The organism is Streptomyces sp. NPDC094147, assembly GCF_044764265.1.
In the GTDB taxonomy this organism is placed as follows: domain Bacteria; phylum Actinomycetota; class Actinomycetes; order Streptomycetales; family Streptomycetaceae; genus Streptomyces.
This window is the reverse complement of sequence record NZ_JBIWHT010000029.1, coordinates 21,260-40,244: the sequence shown is the minus strand read 5'-3', so window position 1 is coordinate 40,244 and position 18,985 is coordinate 21,260. Positions and strand designations below refer to the sequence as shown.

Annotated in this window: 14 protein-coding genes and 3 pseudogenes; 11 read left to right on the top strand and 6 right to left on the bottom strand. The window is 68.8% G+C overall.

Translation table 11 applies throughout. The features are described from left to right. Positions 1–89: 89 nt before the first annotated feature. The gene (locus tag ACIQ8J_RS29715; RefSeq protein ID WP_403607998.1) at positions 90–926 is read right to left on the bottom strand and encodes a helicase associated domain-containing protein; all 837 of its coding nucleotides are present in this window, start codon (positions 924–926) and stop codon (positions 90–92) included. Positions 927–981: 55 nt separating this feature from the next. Here ACIQ8J_RS29715 and ACIQ8J_RS29710 point away from each other — a divergent pair. Then, positions 982–1,290, top strand: a pseudogene (locus ACIQ8J_RS29710) (SDR family oxidoreductase); the annotation flags it as partial. A gap of 251 nt (positions 1,291–1,541) precedes the next feature. Here ACIQ8J_RS29710 and ACIQ8J_RS29705 read toward each other — a convergent pair. Further along, on the bottom strand, positions 1,542–1,667 hold the full coding sequence (locus ACIQ8J_RS29705) for a hypothetical protein (protein WP_403607996.1): 126 nt from the start codon (positions 1,665–1,667) through the stop codon (positions 1,542–1,544). A gap of 118 nt (positions 1,668–1,785) precedes the next feature. On the opposite strand from ACIQ8J_RS29705, the pseudogene ACIQ8J_RS29700 reads away from it, so the two are divergent. Further along, a pseudogene (locus ACIQ8J_RS29700) lies at positions 1,786–1,881 on the top strand (IS5/IS1182 family transposase); the annotation flags it as partial. On the opposite strand, the pseudogene ACIQ8J_RS29695 reads toward ACIQ8J_RS29700, so the two are convergent. Continuing rightward, positions 1,847–2,648, bottom strand: a pseudogene (locus ACIQ8J_RS29695) (Helicase associated domain protein); the annotation flags it as partial. The pseudogenes ACIQ8J_RS29700 and ACIQ8J_RS29695 sit on opposite strands and share 35 nt — an antisense overlap. A gap of 61 nt (positions 2,649–2,709) precedes the next feature. Between ACIQ8J_RS29695 and ACIQ8J_RS29690 the strand changes: the two are divergent. Continuing rightward, a complete protein-coding gene (locus ACIQ8J_RS29690) occupies positions 2,710–2,901 on the top strand; it encodes a hypothetical protein (RefSeq protein WP_403278128.1) in 192 nt (63 codons plus the stop codon). 181 nt (positions 2,902–3,082) lie between these two features. Here ACIQ8J_RS29690 and ACIQ8J_RS29685 read toward each other — a convergent pair whose 3' ends face one another. Then, entirely contained in the window at positions 3,083–4,921 is a 1,839-nt protein-coding gene (locus ACIQ8J_RS29685; protein WP_403278129.1) for a serine/threonine protein kinase, read from the bottom strand. Positions 4,922–5,120: 199 nt separating this feature from the next. Here ACIQ8J_RS29685 and ACIQ8J_RS29680 point away from each other — a divergent pair, with 199 nt between their 5' ends. Next, on the top strand, positions 5,121–8,000 hold the full coding sequence (locus ACIQ8J_RS29680) for a BTAD domain-containing putative transcriptional regulator (RefSeq protein ID WP_403278130.1): 2,880 nt from the start codon (positions 5,121–5,123) through the stop codon (positions 7,998–8,000). A gap of 364 nt (positions 8,001–8,364) precedes the next feature. Here ACIQ8J_RS29680 and ACIQ8J_RS29675 read toward each other — a convergent pair whose 3' ends face one another. Then, positions 8,365–8,727 (bottom strand): hypothetical protein, encoded by a 363-nt coding sequence (locus ACIQ8J_RS29675; RefSeq protein ID WP_403278131.1) that lies wholly within the window; start codon positions 8,725–8,727, stop codon positions 8,365–8,367. Positions 8,728–9,139: 412 nt separating this feature from the next. Then, positions 9,140–9,271, bottom strand: a complete 132-nt coding sequence (locus ACIQ8J_RS29670) for a hypothetical protein (RefSeq protein WP_403278133.1) — start codon at positions 9,269–9,271, stop codon at positions 9,140–9,142. A gap of 117 nt (positions 9,272–9,388) precedes the next feature. Between ACIQ8J_RS29670 and ACIQ8J_RS29665 the strand changes: the two genes are divergently transcribed. The 7 genes from ACIQ8J_RS29665 to ACIQ8J_RS29635 all read left to right on the top strand — a co-directional run bounded on the left by ACIQ8J_RS29665 (position 9,389) and on the right by ACIQ8J_RS29635 (position 18,415). After that, positions 9,389–9,532 carry a hypothetical protein gene (locus tag ACIQ8J_RS29665; RefSeq protein ID WP_403278134.1) on the top strand — a complete coding sequence of 48 codons (144 nt, stop codon included), beginning with the start codon at positions 9,389–9,391 and terminating at the stop codon, positions 9,530–9,532. A 785-nt stretch (positions 9,533–10,317) separates the two neighbouring features. After that, the gene (locus ACIQ8J_RS29660; RefSeq protein ID WP_403278136.1) at positions 10,318–10,878 is read left to right on the top strand and encodes an RICIN domain-containing protein; all 561 of its coding nucleotides are present in this window, start codon (positions 10,318–10,320) and stop codon (positions 10,876–10,878) included. Between the two features lie 178 nt (positions 10,879–11,056). Beyond that, on the top strand, positions 11,057–12,541 hold the full coding sequence (locus ACIQ8J_RS29655) for a hypothetical protein (protein WP_403278137.1): 1,485 nt from the start codon (positions 11,057–11,059) through the stop codon (positions 12,539–12,541). Positions 12,542–13,865: 1,324 nt separating this feature from the next. Then, positions 13,866–14,516, top strand: coding sequence for a helix-turn-helix domain-containing protein (locus ACIQ8J_RS29650; RefSeq protein ID WP_403276771.1), 651 nt, complete (start codon positions 13,866–13,868; stop codon positions 14,514–14,516). Between the two features lie 414 nt (positions 14,517–14,930). After that, positions 14,931–16,544 (top strand): Mu transposase C-terminal domain-containing protein, encoded by a 1,614-nt coding sequence (locus ACIQ8J_RS29645; protein ID WP_403276820.1) that lies wholly within the window; start codon positions 14,931–14,933, stop codon positions 16,542–16,544. Between the two features lie 3 nt (positions 16,545–16,547). Further along, a complete protein-coding gene (locus ACIQ8J_RS29640) occupies positions 16,548–17,186 on the top strand; it encodes an ATP-binding protein (protein WP_403276768.1) in 639 nt (212 codons plus the stop codon). Beyond that, a complete protein-coding gene (locus ACIQ8J_RS29635; RefSeq protein WP_403607994.1) occupies positions 17,186–18,415 on the top strand; it encodes a hypothetical protein in 1,230 nt (409 codons plus the stop codon). The genes ACIQ8J_RS29640 and ACIQ8J_RS29635 overlap by 1 nt, the downstream gene beginning before the upstream one ends. Positions 18,416–18,985 lie beyond the last annotated feature (570 nt).

The window sequence follows — 18,985 nt, the reverse complement described above, 5'->3', positions numbered from 1 at the left end:
GGCCAAACGGCCGACCGTCGTCCTGGTCGCCATGCCCAGTTATGTCCAGTCCATTCCGAGTTCGGCGAGTTGGGCGAGCTGTTCGTCGTTCAGCTTGTCGCGGCGGGTTTTCTGGTGGGTGACCCATACCCGGAGCCGTACGTCGTGGTTTTGGCCGTCGATGGTGATCTGTCGGTGTGCTGACGCGGCATCACAACACGCTGCTCCCTCTCAACGTCCTGCGCAAGCGCCGCCAGGCCCCGGGTGAACGCCTCCGCACCCGGCACCGCCCCAGCCTTCGCCCCTGCGGACACCGGCGCCTTACGGGCCTGTACGGCCGGTTGCACACCCAGCTTGCCGAGTCGCTTGTGCTGTTCTTCGTTGAGCCGGCTGAAGTCGCGCCGTTGGCGGGTGAGCCAGCGTCCGATGTCGTCACCGCGGTAGGTCACCCCCGGCACGATCTCCCCCAACTGCGCCCCCGCCTTCAGGAGTGCCTGGAGCCTGACGTGGTGGCGCTGCCAGTCGACGGTCCACCCCAACACCGCGGGGTTCCAGTCCTCATCGACCGCCGCGAGCTGGGCGGCCCGCTTCTCGGCGCGTACCGGGTCCTTGCCGAGTCCGCCGGGTCGGCGGATGTTGGTGAGCCACTGCCCCACCGGCTTGTCCAGCGCCGTGGCGTGCCGGGGCGCGGCCAAAGTTCCGGCCTCCGCGAAGTAGGCGCGGGCCGCAGCCAGGTTCTCGGCGAACTGGGCATCGGCGGTGTCCCACACGATCCCCAGCGCTTCCAGCTCATCGGCCCGCTCGCTGCTCATCTGCCCGGCCCGCAGCGCCCGCCGCTGATCGGAGAGCCACCGGCCCAGAGGGTAGGCGCCTTCCAGGTGCTCGTAGGGCACCTCCAGATCACCCACCCGCTCCCAGTACCGCACGGCGGCGCCGTAGCCGCGCACGCCTCCCGCCTGTAATCCGGCAAAGCGAACGGGCAAGCCTCAACTAGCCCAATGGATCGTGATCATCGGCTCGGTCGCCGGCGTCCGCCACACCCCCGGCAACCTCTACTCCGTCACCAAGTGGGCCGCCCACGCCCTCGCCGAGAACACCCGCCTCCTGGTCGGCCAGGACGGAGTCGGCGTCACAGTCGTCGCCCCCGGCATCGTGGACACCCCCTTCTGGCACGCCCGCGGCGGCACCCCCGAGGCAGCCGCCACGATGACCGCCGAGCAGATCGCGGACACCATTGTGTTCGCCATCAACCAGCCCGCGGGCGTGGACATCAACCACATCACGGTGCGGCCGACGGGGCAGGTTGGCTGAGGCAGAGCTCCCAAGGGTCGTACGGGGAGGCGCCTTTGGCTCCGCCAAGCATGGTGTGGCGCGGGCCGGGGGCGCCTTCGGATCTGGGCCGCCACCCCGCGGCGTTCCTGAGCACCGTTACCGCCGTTGCTTTGATCATCTGGCTTTGGACTTGAGGTCATCTCACAACGCAAGGGGACGGTAGGCCAGAGCCTGATCGACCACCTCTGCCGCTGTCGGATTCCGGCTCTTGGACCAGAAGATCAAGTCGCTCACATATCCACTGGGACAGGCAAGGGCCCGGTCAGCGCCTCCAATATGCCGCTGGCCTCGGCATCGTCGGCGTAGTCCCCGTCCGTGATCTTCTGCACCATTGCGACGGCGGTTTCGGGTGCCATCACCGCCTCCTTCGAGAAGAAGTGGCAGCTCAGCGACTTACGTGATCGACCGGACAACCCCTAGGTCCTGTCCGACGGGTCGGTGTGACTGACCTGTCAGCTGATCGTTCCCGTCAGCATGGGGCGGGGTGATTTATCCGATGAGGAATGGGCTCGGTTGGAGCCACACTTGCCCAAGAACGTGGGGCGAGGTGGCCGTTGGAAGAGCCACCGTGGGTGTGCCGGTAGGTGGCGAGCGCCCGGAGTTTGGTCTCCCAGGCTTCGTCGCCCGGCTCCCACACCATGCCTTCGTCGTCGAGCTGTTTCTTGCGGTGGTTTTCGAGCAGGCCCGCGCGCAGGGCTTTGCGCTGCTGGTGGATCCAGAGTTCGAGGGGGTAGGTGGTGGCGGCGCCGGCTCGGGTTTCGGCGGTGTACGGGACGGCGCACAGACCGGTGATGCTGTTCTCCGTACGCCATCGCCGCAGCGCCTGGTAGCCCTCCAACCACACGAGTGATTCCGGCCGGTAGACGCGGGGGCGCAGGAAGGCGGCGATGGTGGCGGGGGCGCGGGGGTGGGAGAAGCGGAGCAGCGTGGACTCGACAGTGGCCTGCGTGTCGCCCTCCTTCTGGTCCTCACCGTCACCGCCGCCCCCATCGGCGTCGCCGTGGCTGCTGGCGGCGCCGATGATGCGGCCGTCCGCGTCACGTCTCACGTGCACCCGTCGTTGCTGCGTGCTGCGGGTCAGGGCGTGGGGGGGCGAGCTGCTCGACGAGGTGTTCGTCACGGCTGCGCAGGCCTTGGAGGATAGCGACGAGGGGCGCGAACAAAACACTGGCGATCATGTCGTGGGGGTCTTCGCCGGGTTCGAGGAAGACGGGCACGATGATCCGGGCGACCCATGTCCTGCCGTCGGGGTTGGGGCGCAGGGCGCAGCTGATGTTCTGGACGATCTCGACCTGCGACCCACGGGTGTCGGCGAAGCACACGGCCTCCACGCCCCGGTGCCACCGTCCTCTTCGAGCGCCTGACCGTCACCGAGCAGACCTTGGCCTGCCGACCGCCGTGGTGAAGCCCACCGACCGCCGCTCCTTCACCGGGAGCTCGACCACCCAAGCCGACCCGGCGACCCTGGCCGTGATCCTGCACGACGCGATCGCCCGCTGCCGAGACGAGGATGTTCCGCGCGCCGTACTGGAGCGGGAACAGGCCGAACGGCAGCTGTTGCTCGAACAACTCGGCGAGGACCCCACATGAGCCGCGAGAGCGCTACAGCAGTCCTCCCAGGGGCAGGACGCGCTGGGCGAGCTGCCCGTGCAGCCCCTCCTTCCCCGTCAGCGTCCTGGTGCAGACCTCAAGGGACCGGTGCTGCTCACAGACAGAGCAGGGATGGCGGGCCGCACCCCCCTTCGCCGGTACTGTCCGCGCCGGTGCGGTGTCACTGTGCGGCGGGGGTGACGTTCCAGATCTGGGCGGGGCTGGAGGTGCATTCTTTGACTGTTGCCTGTGCGGCGGCGCCCTGGGCGCTGAGGCAGCCGTTGGTGGCGGTGTTGATCAGGCGGTAGGAGCTGGGGGTTCCGGGCACGGCGGCGAAGATCCACAGCTGGTTGGCGAACGCGCCGTCGTCGATTCCTTTACCGTCCGCTGTCCATCCGGGGCCCCATACCTGCACGGCACGGGTGCGCATGTCCATGTCCAGCATCTTGCGGGTGGTGGACTGGTTGGTGAGGTAGAACCGTCCGTCCTTGATCCCGTTCAGTTCCCAGACTTGCGAGGGGCTGTTCGGGGTCTGCCAGGTGCCGACGACGTTGCCGTCCTGATTGATGCCCTGGGCGTTGGCGAGGGCGAGGCTGCCGCTGCGCAGGACGGCTCGTTGCGGTAGCCCGGTCGGCGGCGCCGGGGTGGGTGTGGGCGTGGCGGTGGGGCCGACAGGGACAGGAGTCGGTGGAGCGGGCGCGGGGTGAGATGGGTGTTGCCAGGGCTGGCCGGAAGCGGGCATGACGCCGGATGTGGCCGTGCTGGACGGTGCCGTGGTGACGCTTCGTTGGTCCGCGACCGGGACCGCGTCGATTCCGGAGCCGGACCAGATGCCGATGCCATTGCCGGTGGTGGGGGTGGCGGTGGGGGAGGTCTGCGCGGTTCCCGGCGTCGCCGAGGGTGTTCGGGGACCGGGGCTGGTGGGGGAGGGACTGCTGCGCGGGAGTGCGGCCTGCGACGCTACCTCGTTGGTGGAACTGGTGTAGAGCATGCTGGGCAGCAGCGCGGTGATCACCGCTGTTGCGGTGAGGACGACGGCCCTGCGCCAGTGTGTACGGATACGTCGCGGCCATACCCGGATCCCCGTGCGGTTCCCCGATTCCGAGGCAGCAAGAGGGCGGGACGGGGGACGGGCCGGTACGGAGGCGGACCCGTCCGCCGTCGGCTGAGCAGCTCCTTCCGTCTCGGACGCGGCTGGTTGGGGTGTGGTCAGCTGCTCGAGTGCCTGGGCCATGGCGGCGGCATCGGGCCAGCGTTCCTCGGGGGCCTTGGCCAGGGCGCGTCGGATGACGGCTTGGACCGGTTCGGGGATTTCCTGGGGCAGTGGCGGCGGGGCTTCGGTCAGATGCTTGAGTGTGATCTCGAAGGCGGTGTCGCCGCTGAACGGCACGGATCCGCTGAGCATCTCGTACAGTACGACGCCCACCGCGTACATGTCCGCGGCCGGGGTGGCTTTGCCGCGTGCGGCCTGTTCGGGTGCCTGGTAGGGGGCTGTGCCCAGTTGCAGGCCGGAGGCGGTCAGGCGGGGGGAGAAGTCGGGTTTGGCGATGCCGAAGTCGGCGACCAGGATCCGGCCCGAGCGCAGCAGCAGGTTGGCGGGTTTGATGTCGCGGTGCACGATGCCCGCCTCGTGGGCGGCCTGCAAGGCGTCGAGGACCTGGCCGGTGAGGGTCAGGGCCTCGGCGACGTCGAGGGGTCCGGTGTGTGACAGGTGCTGGTCGAGGGTGTCTCCGTCGACGAGTTCCATGACCAGGTAGGCGTTGGCGGTGCCTTCTGTCTGGGCGTGTCCGAAGTCGTAGACGGCGACGATCCCGGCATGGTTCAGGCGGGCCATGGCCCGCGCCTCGTCGCGGAACCGGTCGGCGAAGGTGGCGTCGTCCTCCAGGAACGGACGCAGGACCTTCACCGCGACGTGGCGTTCCAGCACGGTGTCCCAGGCCCGCCAGACATCTCCCATCGAGCCGCCGGCGAGCCGTTCGTCCAGCCGGTACCGGTCACCGAGCGTGCTTCCCTGTCTCACGTGTCCCCCCGCGTCTTCCCCACCCGGGCGCGACGCCGTGTGGTGGTGCGGCCGTCGGGTGTCGATCCCCCCGGATCTCCTTCGGCCGCACGATCTACTCTGATCGCCGACGATATTACGGATTGTGAGGACGGGAATGACGTCCGGGCCCTCTGCACCGCACCCAGCGCCCGATCTGTGTTTCCGTGTGCTGGGTCCGGTGCGCGCCTGGCAGGACGGCAGCGAGCTGCCGCTGGGCCCGCCGCAGCAGCGCGCCCTGCTCGCGGTGCTGCTGCTCAACGACAGCCGGCCGGTCACGCTGGAGCGGATGATCGAGGCGCTGTGGGGGGAGCAGCCGCCCGGCCGCGCGGTGGGCATCCTGCGCACCTATGCCCACCGGCTGCGCCGTGTGGTGGGAGCAGACCGGCTGGAGACCTTGACCGGCGGCTACCGGCTGGTGCGTGGGGCGGCGTCGCTGGACTCCGTGCAGTGCGACACCTTGGCCGCTGCCGCCGCCCGCGACCAGGCCGATGGCCGCCTGCAAGAGGCACGTAATGCCCTCGTACAGGCGGTGGGACTGTGGCACGGTGACGCGTTCGGCGGGCTGCCCGGTCCGTTCGCCGAGCGCCAGCGTGTCCACTTCGCCGAGCGTCGGCTCGACCTGATCTCCCGGCGCGCGACCCTCGACCTCGCGCTGGCCGAGCATCCGGCGGTGCTGCCGGAACTGGCCGCGCTGGCGGCCGAGCACCCCTTGCGCGAGCGGTTCACCGAGCTGTTCATGCTCGCCCTGTACCGGGCGGGCCGTCAGTCGGATGCCCTGGACGCCTACACCGCGGCCCGACGCCGTCTGGCGGGTGAGATCGGCGTGGAGCCCGGCCCCGACCTGCGCCGACTGCACCAGCAGATCCTGAACGCTGACCCCGCCCTCACCGTGCCGCCACCTACCGACACCGCTTCCGGCCCCCGCCCCTCCGCAGACAGCATCCGTGCGATGTCTCCGGGGCAGATGCCGTGGCACCTGATACCCCGGCAGATCCCGTTCGGCGCCACCGATTTCACCGGGCGCCACGACGAGCTCCACCAGATCACCACGGCGCTGCGGCAACCCGGTGTCATGCCCGTCATCGCCCTGTCCGGGCTCGGCGGCACGGGCAAGAGCGAACTCGCCATCCAGGCTGCCCACGCGACCTGCGCCGACTTCCCCGACGGCCAGCTCTACGCCGACCTGATGGGCCACACTCCCAGCCCGACCCCGGCCGAGGAGGTCCTGGAGAGCTTCCTCCACTCCCTGGGCCTGCCCTCCCATGCCATTCCCTCCAGCACGGCCAGCCGCACCGCGCTGCTGCGCACCGTCTTGGCCGACCGGCGCGTCCTGCTCCTGCTCGACAACGCCAAAGACACCGAACAGCTCCTGCCGCTCCTGCCCGGCATCCCCGGCAGCGCCGCCCTGGTCACCAGCCGCTCGCGCCTGTTCTCGCTGCCCGCGATGCACACACTCCACCTCGACCCCCTCACCCCCGACGAGGCCCTTGACCTGTTCACTCAGATCGTCGGCGCCGAACGCACCGGTGCCGAACCGGACGCCACCCGGCTGCTCCTGGAGACCTGCGGCCACCTGCCCCTGGCCGTGCGCATCCTGGCCTCCCGATTCGTCTCCCGCCCCGCCTGGAGCATCGACAGCCTGTACGCCCGTCTCACCGACGAGAACCGGCGCCTGCCCGCCCTGCGCCACGGAACCCTCACCATCGAGGCCACCTTCCGCCTCAGTTACGACCAGCTCACCCCCGACCTGGCCCGGGCCTTCCGCCTCCTGGCCGTCCCCGACCTCACCGACCTCCCCCTCCACACCCTCTCGGCCGTCCTCGACGTGCCGCAGGACCAAGCCGAACACCTCGCCGAAACTCTCGTGGACGCCTCACTCCTGGAGACCCCCGCTCCCGAGCGCTACCGCTACCACGACCTGGTCCGCACGTTCGCCCGCACCCTCACCCACCCTGGCGACCCCAGCCCCGGGCAGATCGTCACCCGCCTCCTGACCGCCTACAGCGAGGCCACCGACACGGCCTGGGCCGACCCCAGCGCCGCCGCCACTCTCATCCGCCAGCACACCCAACACACCGAGCCGGGCCCCACCCACGCACCCGCCGCGCACCTCCTGCTCACCACCACGCTCAGCCACCCCTCCAGCCACGCCGCGCTCGCCCTTGGCCGCGCCGCCAACCAGCTCCTGCCACGCGTCATCGGCCACGACACATCCGCCGAAGCACACGTCCGGCTCGCCCTGGGCCGCCTCCTCATCGAAATCGGCTCACCCACCCCCGCCCTAGCCGAACTCCTCCACACCCTGCGCCTGTGCGCCGCCCACGCCCTGCCCCCCGCCCTCCAGGCCCACACCCACACCGCTCTGGGCATGTGCTTCCTCCACGTCCACCGCTACCCCGACGCCGCCGACCACTTCCGTACCGCAGCCGCCCTCCACCAGGGCCTCGGCGACCGCCCCGCGGCCGTCCCCGAACTCCTGCGCCTGGCCACCGCCCTCGCCCACGCCGGCCGCCACACCGAAGCCCAGAACACCGCCGACACCGCCCAAACCATCAGCACCACCCTCGCCGACCCTGCCCTGAACGCCATGGTCGCCGACACCCTCGGCACCCTCGCCCATGAACAAGGCCACTACGAACAGGCCATCCGCCACTACACCACCGCCCTCACCCACCACCAGCCCACCGACCACCAACGCACCGGCCGCACCCTCCTCGCCCTCGCCCAGACCCAACGCGCCGCACACCACCCTGACGCCACCGACACCGCCCACCGCGCCGTCACCGCCCTCACCCACGACGGCGACCAGTACCGCACCGCCCTCGCCCTCACCGAACTCGGCCATGCCCTGCACTACCGCGGCCACCCACACGACCAGCCCCGCGCCCGCGAATCGTGGCTCCAGGCCCAGCGCACCCTCACCGCCATCGGCGCCCCCGAAGCCGCCACGCTCCACCAGCTCACCGGCACCCGCCCCGCCCCACCCCCCAACCCCTGGCCGTCCTGGACCCCCACCCCACCCCCAGACCCCAACACACCCCACACGCCCTCGGCCTGACGAGGGCACCACGGCAGGCCCGGCCAATCACGCCAGCTGGAAAGGCAAGCCCACGCCCACCCGGGGTGCCCTTTTTGCGCAGGCAGCGGCCGACTCCGCGACAGCCCGCGGTTTGGCTGTGGCGGAGGCCTAGCCGACGATGCGTGTGATGAAGGCGGTGGCATCGGGCGCGGGCAGCGCGCCGGGCTCGATGCGGGCGGTGGCCGCCAGATCGGCGATCGGCCTGCGCGAGGCGATCAGCACGGCAGTCGGTGGTGCCCGGCAACAGCGGATGAACCTGGGCGGCGTCGGCGTCGTTGTTGAGCACGACCAACACGGCTCGGCCCGCGAGGGCGGTGCGGTAGTCAGCGGCGCGGTCCGCGAGCTACAGCGGAAGCTCGCCGGACTGCCCGAGCGGGGCGAGGACAGCAGCCAGAGCCTTGGTGGGCCGGGCCGGCTCCTCACCTCCGCCGCGCAGGTCGACATTGAGCTGGCCGTCGGGGAAGGAGCTGCTGACACGGTGCCCGGCTGCCACGGCCAGTGTGGCCTTGCCGGCGCCGCCCATTCCGCCAATAGTCACCACCGGCACGCCCCACCGGGCGCGGCCGACGTTGGCGAGCGCTGTGGCGACCGCCTCGGTCTCCCATGCGCGTCCGGTGAAATCAGCTGTGATGGACGGGAGCTGGGAGGGGTGCGGGGCGCTCGCCGGTTGGATAGGAGGCGCCGACTCCTGCTGCCCGGGGTTCAACAGCAAGGTGGTGTCGCATGCGAGGATCCGGATGTACGGGTCCCGGAAGTGGCACCCCGGGTCGATGCTGAGACCGCCGACGAGCGTGGCCCGGACATGCCGATGCGCGCTTGGTCGCCGACCACGACGCGAGCGCCCGCGCCAGCGCAGTGCACAACGAGGCGTTGACTTGTGGAGTTGCAGCAGGCAGCTCGACTGGGTCGCCGGTGACGCCGCCGATGACGTCACGGGTGCCGTGACCAAGACCGAACCGGTAGCCACCGGAGACGGTCGCGATCACCCGGGAGCAGGCGCGGCGTTCGCGGTCGGACTCGAAGATGGCGCGCAAGCGCGCGACATAGGTCGCGATCATCGAAGAGACCCGGGCGGGTGGATGCCACGCCGAACAGCCCGTCGATGAGTTCCGCCATCGTCACAGCTCGGCCGGGACGCATCGCAAGGACAGCCTCTGCTGCTGCGTCCCCGCAGGACGGGCCTTCCCCTCCACCACGATCTGGACCGGCCCGAGTAGCTCGACCCGCACGCCGTCCACAGCCCCGCTCATGGCCGTCTCCTGCGTCCCCCTCCCACCCACATGAGCGAGCCTATCCCCGGTCGTGCGTACGCCCTCCGGCGAGCGCAGTGGCCGCTGGACGGACGTTGATCTGCTGGTGATGCGCTGTTGATCACGGGCGGCGAAGGTAGCGGCACGGTCGGCGAACGGCGGCCGCACACGAACAGCGCTATCAAGGAGCTCATCGTGATCGAGATCAACGAGAAGGATCTGTCCACCGCCAGCGGCGGCGGGCGCGCGTGGATTCAGTAACCCGCTGTGCTGCGAGGCCCCGGCCCAAGTCGTCGGCGGCTCCACTGAGTACCCGGTCGTCGTCGGCCAGGTGTTCTTCGGACGGCAGCGCCGAAGGCGACGGCGTCTATCTCAAGTCCCGCGACCGCCAGTCGAGTTACGTCCACGGCTACGGCATACCGGATTTCTCCGACGACGTCGTACTGGCTGACCCTGAGTGGAAGGGCCGCCCCGGCGCCGTCTACTTCGGGCAGGAGGCCTCGGAGTCCGACCTGTCCGGCGACAGCGGAACAGCGGTGCCGGGCACAGGAGCCGCGCCGGACGCCGGCTACGAACCCTTCCCCGGCGCGGACTTCTTCCAGCCCCGGCCAGAACAGCCTGGTCATCACCCACATGGGAGAGCGCCTGGTGGCCGAGGGCTGCTCCGCCTACTCCGAGAGCCCCGGCCCGGATGGAGCGACGCTGACGGCAAGTCGTTCCGCAACTGGCAGCACAAGCTCGGCGATTCGGGAGATGACGAGGACGGCATCCCTGGCCCCAGGCAGTGGGCCGCACTCCAGGTCCCGCGCGGCTGACGATCCGGCCCGCGGGTCCGGCCGTCCGAGGCGTGGACACCACCTGAAGCAAGTGGCAGCCCGGACGGCACATATACCCGCCCGCGCAACCGGAGCCCCGCCAGCCGCGCTCGGCACCCCAAGCCCCGGGCCCGCCCACCCCCAGGCGGGCCCGGTTCCACCCCGGCCTCCCGCAACCGTGCCGAGGCCCCGTACGAACGAACAACGAAAACGAACAGGAGAACTCTTCTCATGCCTTCTCACCGCGCTCCTGCCGCCTTCGCGGCCGCCACTGTCGCCGCACTCGCCCTGCTCGGACAGGCCACCGGCACTGCTGCTGCGGCGGACACCTCCGTGACCGTTCAGCAGAACCAGAGGATCCAGAGCTGGGCCGAGTCGGGCCAGTACAACCAGGACATGCGCCCGGCCACCGTGTTCACGGTCCCCGGCAACCAGGACGCCAACGGCCAGAAGGTCAACGCGTCGTACTGGTTCGGCAACGCCGACCAGAACTTCAACGTCTACGAGCGCGGCGGCCAGGTCGTCATCGCGCACAACGGATACGTCCTCGACCAGGACGTCCCCACCGGCAAGGTCCAGCTCTGGCAGGCCTTCGGCGGAGACCAGGCACTGAACACCCTCCAGATCCCCGACAACCAGCGCTGGCGCGTCCTCTACAAGGACCAGCAGGGATGGAGCCAGCTCCAGAACATCGCGACGGGCAAGTGCCTCAAGACCAATGGGCGCGACCAGGCACTCACCGCCGGGGACTGCAACACGGGGGACGCCACCCAGTGGTGGCAGCAGTTCTAGACGATTTCGTCACGTCCAGGCCGCAGCGGGATACCGGCCAACCACCACGACCCGGCGGACGCACTGCAGGCCGTCCGCCGGGCACCTGCGCCGGCCACTTCTGCACACCGCTGTCAGGGCTGGCCCACGGCCACGACCTCATAACTCTGTGCAATCACCGAAACATAGAAGGCACTTCATGCTGACCAGATCAAGAGCCTCGCTCGCCGTGCTGGTGACGATGGCCGCAGCCGCGCTCAACCTCACCGTAACGGGCACCAGCTACGCCCTCACCGGCCTGCCCTCCAACGGCACCAGCTACAACATCTCCAGCGAGGCCGGCGGCGGGCTGCAGGTGGCAGGACCGGGCAGCGGCTCCTCCGTCAAGGCCGCCGACTGGCACCCCGACTGGGCCAACGAGCAGTGGACGCTCAAGGACGTCGGCAACGGCCATTGGACCATCGGCGTTCCGGGCACGAACAATGTCGCGGACCGTGACAAGTCCGCGAACAGCGTCGGCTCGTGGAACTATGTCGCCGGCGCGGACAACCAGCAGTGGTGGCTGCAGAACGTCGGCGGCGAGTCCTGGCTGGTCCACAGCGCCTACAAGGGCGGCAACGACTGCCTGCACCGCCGCGCCGACCTTGGCGTGGACGTCCAGCCGTGCAACTCCGGCGACGCCGCCCAGCGCTGGCACTTCGACGCCGCACCTGGCGCCACCAGCGGCGGCACCGTCAGCGGCGGGTCGAACGCCGGCCCGTCCGGCAGCCGTGGCGTCCACGCCAACAACCACACGAACGAGATCGGTGTCGGCGACGTCAGCCCCGGCGGACTCAGCGACATCGTCAACGTCATCGACAAGATCTTCACCGCGTTCGGCAACTCGAGCAAGTACGAGGGCTTCGTCAACTCCGTCCTCGACGAGACCGACCAGGCTGCGAACCACAAGTACAACATCGTGGCCATCTACAACGTCCCGGACTTCTACGCGAAGAACATCCTCAGCGGCAATCTGCAGGGTGGTCCCGGGGTGAACAACACCCCGTACTGCAAGGCCAGGCCGATCAACGACTGGAGCTACCAGGTCTGCGTGTTCGACCACGGCAAGGCCGACTTCAACTCGACCATCTACCCCGACGGCAGCGGCAGTCAGAGTAAGGCGCCCACCTTCATCACCGGCCCGGGATTCGTGGATGCATCGTGCGAGTATGGCGGCTTCCTCGGAACAGTCAGCTCCTATGACGCCTACACCGCCACCTTCGCCAGCCGGCAGTCCCAGCCCCTGGGCGGGGACTCGATGCTCGCGGCCGGCCAAACCCTGAACAAGGGACAGCACATCACCTCGCCGAACGGCCACACCCTGGATCTGCAGAACGACGGCAACCTCGTCGAGTACCCGGATGCGTCCATGACGCCGGGCACCGCGATCCACACCACTGGAACCTACGGCAGCACGCAGGGTGACCACCTGACCATGCAGTGGGACGGCAACCTGGTCCTGTACGACGCCAACAACCAGCACGCCCTGTGGGCCACTGCCACCAACGGCAACCAGAACGCCTGGGCACAGATCCAGGACACCGGCGACCTGGCAATCTTCAACTCCGGCAACAACCAGATCTGGTCGATCGGTACCAAGGGCTGGCCCCTGCCCCTCATGCGCGGAGACGGCGCCGCGTTCTGACCATGGGCCTGACCGGCGGCGGGATTGGCTCCGCGTAACCGAAGACTGAGAGCCGCCCCGCACGCAGCGGACGTTGGTTAATTCGGCCCCTCGCGTGACGTCGGTCTCCACGATCCGGTTGTGATCGTGGAGACCGACGTTGTTGTCTGCGATCTCTCGGTTTGCGGACAGTGGTGTGAGAGACAGTGGGTTGGGGTGTGTTGATGCGGGTCGGGGGCTGTTTCGGGGTGTGGGGTCACTGTCGTGGATGTGAGAGATCGGTGGGGGATCGCTGTCCTGGTCGTTTATCGCGGGTGGGGTGACGCTGTGTCAGTTTCGTGAGTTCTGATCCACCGGCTGGCTGGCTGGCCCGTGCTGTGAACCTGCTGGTGTGTGTCACCGCGGTCTGGTTGGGAAGCGTTTGGGTGTCACCGTGGTTGAGCTGTCCTGTGTCCCTTGTTGATGGCCGGGGTGGCAGCTTGGTGCGGTTTTAGCGGTGACGTGTAAATGTCGTTTCCGCTGTCAGTTTGGTGTGGCTCCCTGAGCGGTCCGGGTGTGGGGGCGGTGGGGAATGGGGGAGGCCGGCCCCGTCGTGCGCAGTGGGGCCGGCCTCGTGTGTGGACACGCGTCAACATGTCGCACGGGTCCCTGGATTGCTGTGGTTGGAGCCAGTAGCGGTCAGGGAGCTGCCGCCGACGGCGACGTCTGGATGGTTACAGCCTCGTCCGGTGATGGCAAACCGAAGTGGTCCGGTGATGCACCAATTCGAGTTTCCTCTTTCGCGTTCTGTGACAGCCGTGCGCGTGGTGCCGGGAAAACTGCAGGCCGCGATGGACGTCTATGTGACTGGTAGTTACGGATTATTTCGGCGTGCGTGGTTCCGTACGGGGACGCTGCTGCATCAATTTCCCTGTGCCGGACGGGGGGACGCTGGCTTGCTGCCAAGATGCTCTGCAAGGCCGGACACGTGCACGGGGGCAGCGTCAACTGCCTCTGTGGCCAGCCGAGTTGGAGCCAGTAGCAGCCCGGCATGTTGCCGGGCCCTTCGTTCAGGGAGCCCTCTCGTGTCTCAGTACCCTTCCGCAGCCTGGTGCGGTGCGCTTGTTCCCGTCGGCTCTCCCCGGTTGTACGGGCCTGAAGCCGTCGTCATCGTCGTGATCACCGTCATAGCCGCCTTCCTGGCGTGGTCGGGGTTCTCTTTGTGGCAGGTGTTGCATCTGTTGGCTGGTGCGGGGCTGGTCGCGGTCACTGTCACGACTGCCTGCCACGCCCGGCTTCGCTTGGCGCAACGCGTCCTACGGGGATTGTTTTCTCCCTCGGCAGACCTTTTGTAGGCGAGCGGTTCATGGGACGTCGAGAGAGCCCGACCGTCTCCTGTGCTCCTGCTTTGGCGGAGCTCGTGAAGTGGCTCCGTGAACAGCGCAGCCGTACGGGATTGACCTACCGGGAACTGGGTCGGCGAGCAGGGTGCGCTGCCACGACGCTGCAGCGGGCTGCGTCAGGCCGGACGATTCCACGTCGGTCAGTGGTGGAGGCGTACGCGTGGGCTTGCGGCGGTTCCGTCGATGAGGCCGTGCAGTTGTGGAAGCGCGCTCGGTACGCCGAGCGCCGTTCCCAGCGCATCGGCCCGACGGTGCTCCCTCCTCAACCGGAGCTCATCCACGATGTCGCGGAGCTGAGTGCTGCACTCCTTGAAGCGTGGGAACGAGCCGGTGCTCCATCGTTGCGCACGATGGAAGCGCAGGCCGGGGGGTTTGGTGCGCTGCCGCGGACCACACTGCAGCGCATCATCAGTAAGCAAGCCGTTCCCCGCAGTATGGGGCAGTTCGAGGCCATGTTGCGGGCGTGCGAAATCCCTGAACCGGAACGGCAGACGTGGCTACATGCCTATGCCCGGGTGTGGAAGAGTCACAGAGAGGGCCACGACTTCGGCATTGCCTACACGTGGCATTCCCCGCACGGCCCGTTGGAGTCCCAAGTCCGCACTCAGGTTTGACGAGATCGAGCGCTCAAGGACTTCGTCACTCCAGCCGAGGAACTGCGTTCCAGGGGATTTGATCCCCTGGAACCGTATCCGGGTGCCGCGACGCCCTGGCGGAGTCGCTGCTTAAGGTGTGGAACGGTGTCCGCGCCCAGGCTCGTCTACGCCCGGTACGGTGATCGCTGCGAGACTTGCTGAGGTTCCCCAGCGCCAGACTTATACCACTTCTGTAGATCGGTGGCAGTGGTTTTCGGTGTGTGGTGCCGACGGTGTGCGGTCGGCGGTGTCATGGAAGTGACTGTCTGACCCGGCGCGGTCTTGGCCGTGGCGGCTGGGCGGGGGAGTGGTGGGTGTTGCCCTGTGGCCGATGTGTACGGCGCTGGTGCGCCGAGTGTCCTGGTGCCGCCTGGGTTGGCGCGTGAGCAGGTGGTGGCCCGGCTCCTTGTGCTGGACGGGCGGGGTGAGTTGACCACGGAGCATGCCCGGCTGGCCGCGGCGGGTGCGGGGGTCACGTTGCGGACGGTGTGGCGCTGGTTGCAGGTGGCGCGTGTGGAGGGCCGCGCGGGGCCGAAGCAGCGGGGTCGTTTCACGATCACTCCGGAGTTGCATGCCCGTCTGGCGCTGTGGGGCGGGAACGCGGCGGCTGTTCACCGGGAGCTGCTCGCCGAGACCCGGGCCGTCTCGCCGGACGGCGCCGCGTGTGCCGGTGGTGGGGGAAAGGGCGGCCTGGGCGAGGGAACGGGACCGGGCTCCGCGCTGTGTGTACTGGTGCCGTCGTTGGCGACGTTGCAGCGCGCGGTACGCCGGGATCTGAATGCCGGCCAGCGCGCCGGGCTACGCGGAGGGGAGCGGGCCAGGCGGCTTCACGATGTGCATCTGCGGCGTCCGCGGCAGTGGCGGAATGCCTGCTGGGAGGCGGACCACAAGCATCTTCCTGTCGAGGTCGCCCTGGACGGGCGGCTGGCGTGTCCGTGGGTGACCTGGTTCATCGACTGCGCGACGAATGCGATCACGGGGGCTGCGGTGACCCCGCACCAGCCGTCCAGGGATGCGGTCCTGGCGGCTTTGCGGATCGCTCTCTCCCGCGGCGGTCCGTACGGACCGGTCGGGGGCCTGCCCGATCTGATCCGGGTGGACCAGGGTGCGGACTTCTTGTCGCGGACGGTGGCGGCCGCGTTGGGAGCGTTCGCCGTACCGGTCCAACCGCTCCCGCCGTACCGGCCTGACTTGAAGGGCACGGTGGAGAACCTGAACCGCTGCGTGGTGCGCATGTTCTGCGCCCCGCTGCCCCGCTACACCCATGCTCCGACCGCCACCCCGCGCCGCCGTACTGGGGACATCGGTCCGCCGTGTGAGCCTCTGCCGTTCACCGCTTTCACCGCGCTGCTGCTGGAGTGGGTGGACACGTGGAACACCGGGCATCTCTCCCAGCCGCTGGACGGCCGTACCCCGCTTGAGGCGTGGGAGGCCGACCCCACTCCGGTCGAGGATGTGGACCCCGGTCTGCTGTGGGCCTTCACCCTTGAGGACGACGGACGGATCCGCACGCTGAACGCCAGCGGCATCCGCTGGGGCAACCGGTATTACGTGGCGCCCTGGATGAACGGTATGGACCGGACCCGGGTACGGGTGCGCTGGATCCCCCATCACGACCACGAGATCGAGGTGTTCGACGCGGCGACCCACCGGCATCTGGGTACGGCCCATCTCGCCGACCAAGCCACCAAGGCCCAGCGGGTCGAGCTGCGCCGTGCCAAGGACACCGAACGACGTGTCCTTGCCCGCGCCTTGAGGAAGGCGGACACACTGCGCCGACAGCGTTATGAAGCGGTCACCGAGGCGAAGCAGCCCGAACAACTGGGTGCGTTGACGACCGCCGAGGCCGGGCGGGAGCTGACCCGCAGCTACGGGGCGGACCTGGCCGCGCGGGCGTTGCCGGACCTGGTCCCACCGCGTGAACCGCCACCCGGGTGGGCTCGCCCGGTCACGCGCCCTGCCGGCGGTGCGCCTGCGCCGACGGGCGCGGCGGACGAGGAGGGCTGACCGATGACGGCCGCGCGGCGCCGGGGCCTGCTGCCGCGGGAGCGTGACGACCACTATGTGCGTCTCAAAGACGCGCAGGTCGTGGCCACCCGGGCTCTGCTGGAAGTGCGGGAGAACATCCGCACGGCCATCGCGGCCCAGGCGATGATCTGTATCTACGGTGCCACCGGTCACGGCAAGTCCCTGGCGGTCAATGCCTCGCTGCGCGAACTGGCCCCCGATGTGACGCGCCGGATCCATTTCCAGGCCCGCCCCACCACCCGCGGACTGCGCCATTACCTGCGCTACTTGTGGGATGACCCCGACACCGGCCTGACGATCGTCTTCACGGGCGGCGACGGGTGCTTCAAGACGTTGCAGAGCGAGCCGATGCTGGAATCGAGGGTCTACACCTGGCAGGAGATCCCCCGTATGCCTCCGACGGAGGTCCTGACGGTCATCCCGGCCTTCCACCCACTGTGGGCCGATGCCGACCCCGGGCTGATCTCCCTGTGCGACCAGGAGGCCGCGCACGGGAACTTCCGAGCCTGGGCCAAGATCACCCACCAGCTCCTAGGCGGGATGGAGACGACCAGCCGGACCGCGGTGGACGAGGAAATCCTGCGCTGGGTCTACAGCAAGCTCCCCCGACAAGGCACATGATGCTGCCCTGCACCGATCCGCCGCCGGTCACCGTGGTCCTGGACCCCGGCGACGACCTGGTGCACACCCGCGTGGCACTCGCGGCCCACGCTCCCGCAGCCGGCCGAATCACGGTCCATCCCACGCCGGGGACCGACTCCACGCTCACGCTGGCGTACGACATCCTCGCCGCGCTGGGCAAGCCCGTGCCCCTGACCGGCTACCGGCAGCTCGATATCCGCCCCGTCTGGACGATCACCGCTGCGTGGATCCTCGCGACACACATCACTCATCTGATGCTGCTACGCGCCCATTTTCTGACCCCCTACCGGCTGCGCGCCCTGCTGGAGCTGCGCCAGCGCACGAGCCTGCGCCTGACCCTGGTCTGCCACCAAGCCCACCTGCCCGCACCCCTTGAACGGGCCCTGGCCACTGTCGGCTACCACCTGGCCGAGGCCACCGTTCTCCTGCCTGCCGCAGACCAGTCCCCTACGCCCCAACTCACTGCCTCATACCGCCCGTTGGCGAACCGCTGGATCAGCCTGCCCGCCCTGACCACCCTGGTCGCCCACGACATCGCGACACCCCCGTGCCACTGCACCCCGCCGACGGCAGCGGATCAGGACTTCTTCCCGCCGGTGATGCGGCCTGTCACCCAGGCGGAGGTCGCTTTCCGGCTCCACCGCGCCACCGCGCACCCTTACCTGGCAGCCCAGCTCGCCACCGCAGCGTTCACTGCGGCCTCTACCACCCAGCTCGCCACCGCACATGTCCGTGACCTGGCCTTGGACGGCTCAACCCTCACCCTCCACGACCACGGGCTGCGCCAGGGCTGTATGACCCACCACGTCCCGGCGTGGGCACGCCCTCTCCTCCTGGCGGCTGCCGTCCTGTGGCGTCTCGAAACAAGCACCGACGGACTGCTGTTCAGCGACCCTCTGGGAAGCAGGGGCCTGCCGTATCTGACGGCCTTCGCGGAGAACTGCAAACTCCGCCCGCCTCAGCCGCCGCGCCCCAAACGGCGCCGCCGCCGCAGCCGGCGTCCGGCATCCCCACGCCCCAAGCCGCCGGAGAGGACCGTCTGGCCCTTGTGTACTGCTCACTACGCGCACCCGGGGAGCATGACCGACCGGGAGCGGATGAACGGCTGCCCGCTACCTCCTCCCCACACCCGCAGGACCATCGCCGCACGGAAGAAAGGATGGCTGCCACCAGATTACGGACCACGCAGCCCCCGGCACCCGTACTGAACACTGCCTGCCAGAGCCCACGCATCAAGATGTCACGGCACACGTCAACGAAGTGACACCACAAAAGCGCCTCCCACAGGGATAAGACCTGGACCTTCTCAACCCAACAGACCCATCCCGGAACAGAATTGACGAGTGACAACTTCGTGAGGCCGTCTTCTCTTGTCGTCGGTCAGTGAAACTGAGCAGTCGTCACGCTTCTGACCTGGTGTTGTGCAGTTTGGTCGAACCAGGTGTGGGCCTGGTGGCTCACTGAATCTGCGCAGAGTCCGGAGCGCGCGAGCGTTTGACCTGGGGAGTTTCCAACTCCGGGCATAGTTGCGCAGGTTGGTTGAGCGCTGAGCAGGTCCACTGTGATGGGCGTCGTGTGTTTTGCATTTGTGGGTGCGTCATCTGTTTTCACTGCTGTGGGGGCGGTTGTGGTGGGTGTTTGGTGTTGATGGTGTCGTCGGGGTGGTGAGGGGTGCTGTCGTTTCCCGGGGTGGGGCGGATGGGGTTTGTGTGGGGGTGAGTTGGGCGGTTCCGGGGCGGGGGAGCAGGCGGTTGGCTGCGCTCGGTGCGTGCCTTTGT

What these genes read in the sequence shown, in the direction of transcription:
- ACIQ8J_RS29705 (WP_403607996.1), bottom strand. Translation starts at nt 1,667, where the DNA reads ATGGCACCCGAAACCGCCGTCGCAATGGTGCAGAAGATCACGGACGGG.
- ACIQ8J_RS29670 (WP_403278133.1), bottom strand. Translation starts at nt 9,271, where the DNA reads ATGAGCGGGGCTGTGGACGGCGTGCGGGTCGAGCTACTCGGGCCGGTC.
- ACIQ8J_RS29660 (WP_403278136.1), top strand. Translation starts at nt 10,318, where the DNA reads ATGCCTTCTCACCGCGCTCCTGCCGCCTTCGCGGCCGCCACTGTCGCC.
- ACIQ8J_RS29655 (WP_403278137.1), top strand. Translation starts at nt 11,057, where the DNA reads ATGCTGACCAGATCAAGAGCCTCGCTCGCCGTGCTGGTGACGATGGCC.
- ACIQ8J_RS29650 (WP_403276771.1), top strand. Translation starts at nt 13,866, where the DNA reads ATGGGACGTCGAGAGAGCCCGACCGTCTCCTGTGCTCCTGCTTTGGCG.
- ACIQ8J_RS29640 (WP_403276768.1), top strand. Translation starts at nt 16,548, where the DNA reads ATGACGGCCGCGCGGCGCCGGGGCCTGCTGCCGCGGGAGCGTGACGAC.
- ACIQ8J_RS29635 (WP_403607994.1), top strand. Translation starts at nt 17,186, where the DNA reads ATGCTGCCCTGCACCGATCCGCCGCCGGTCACCGTGGTCCTGGACCCC.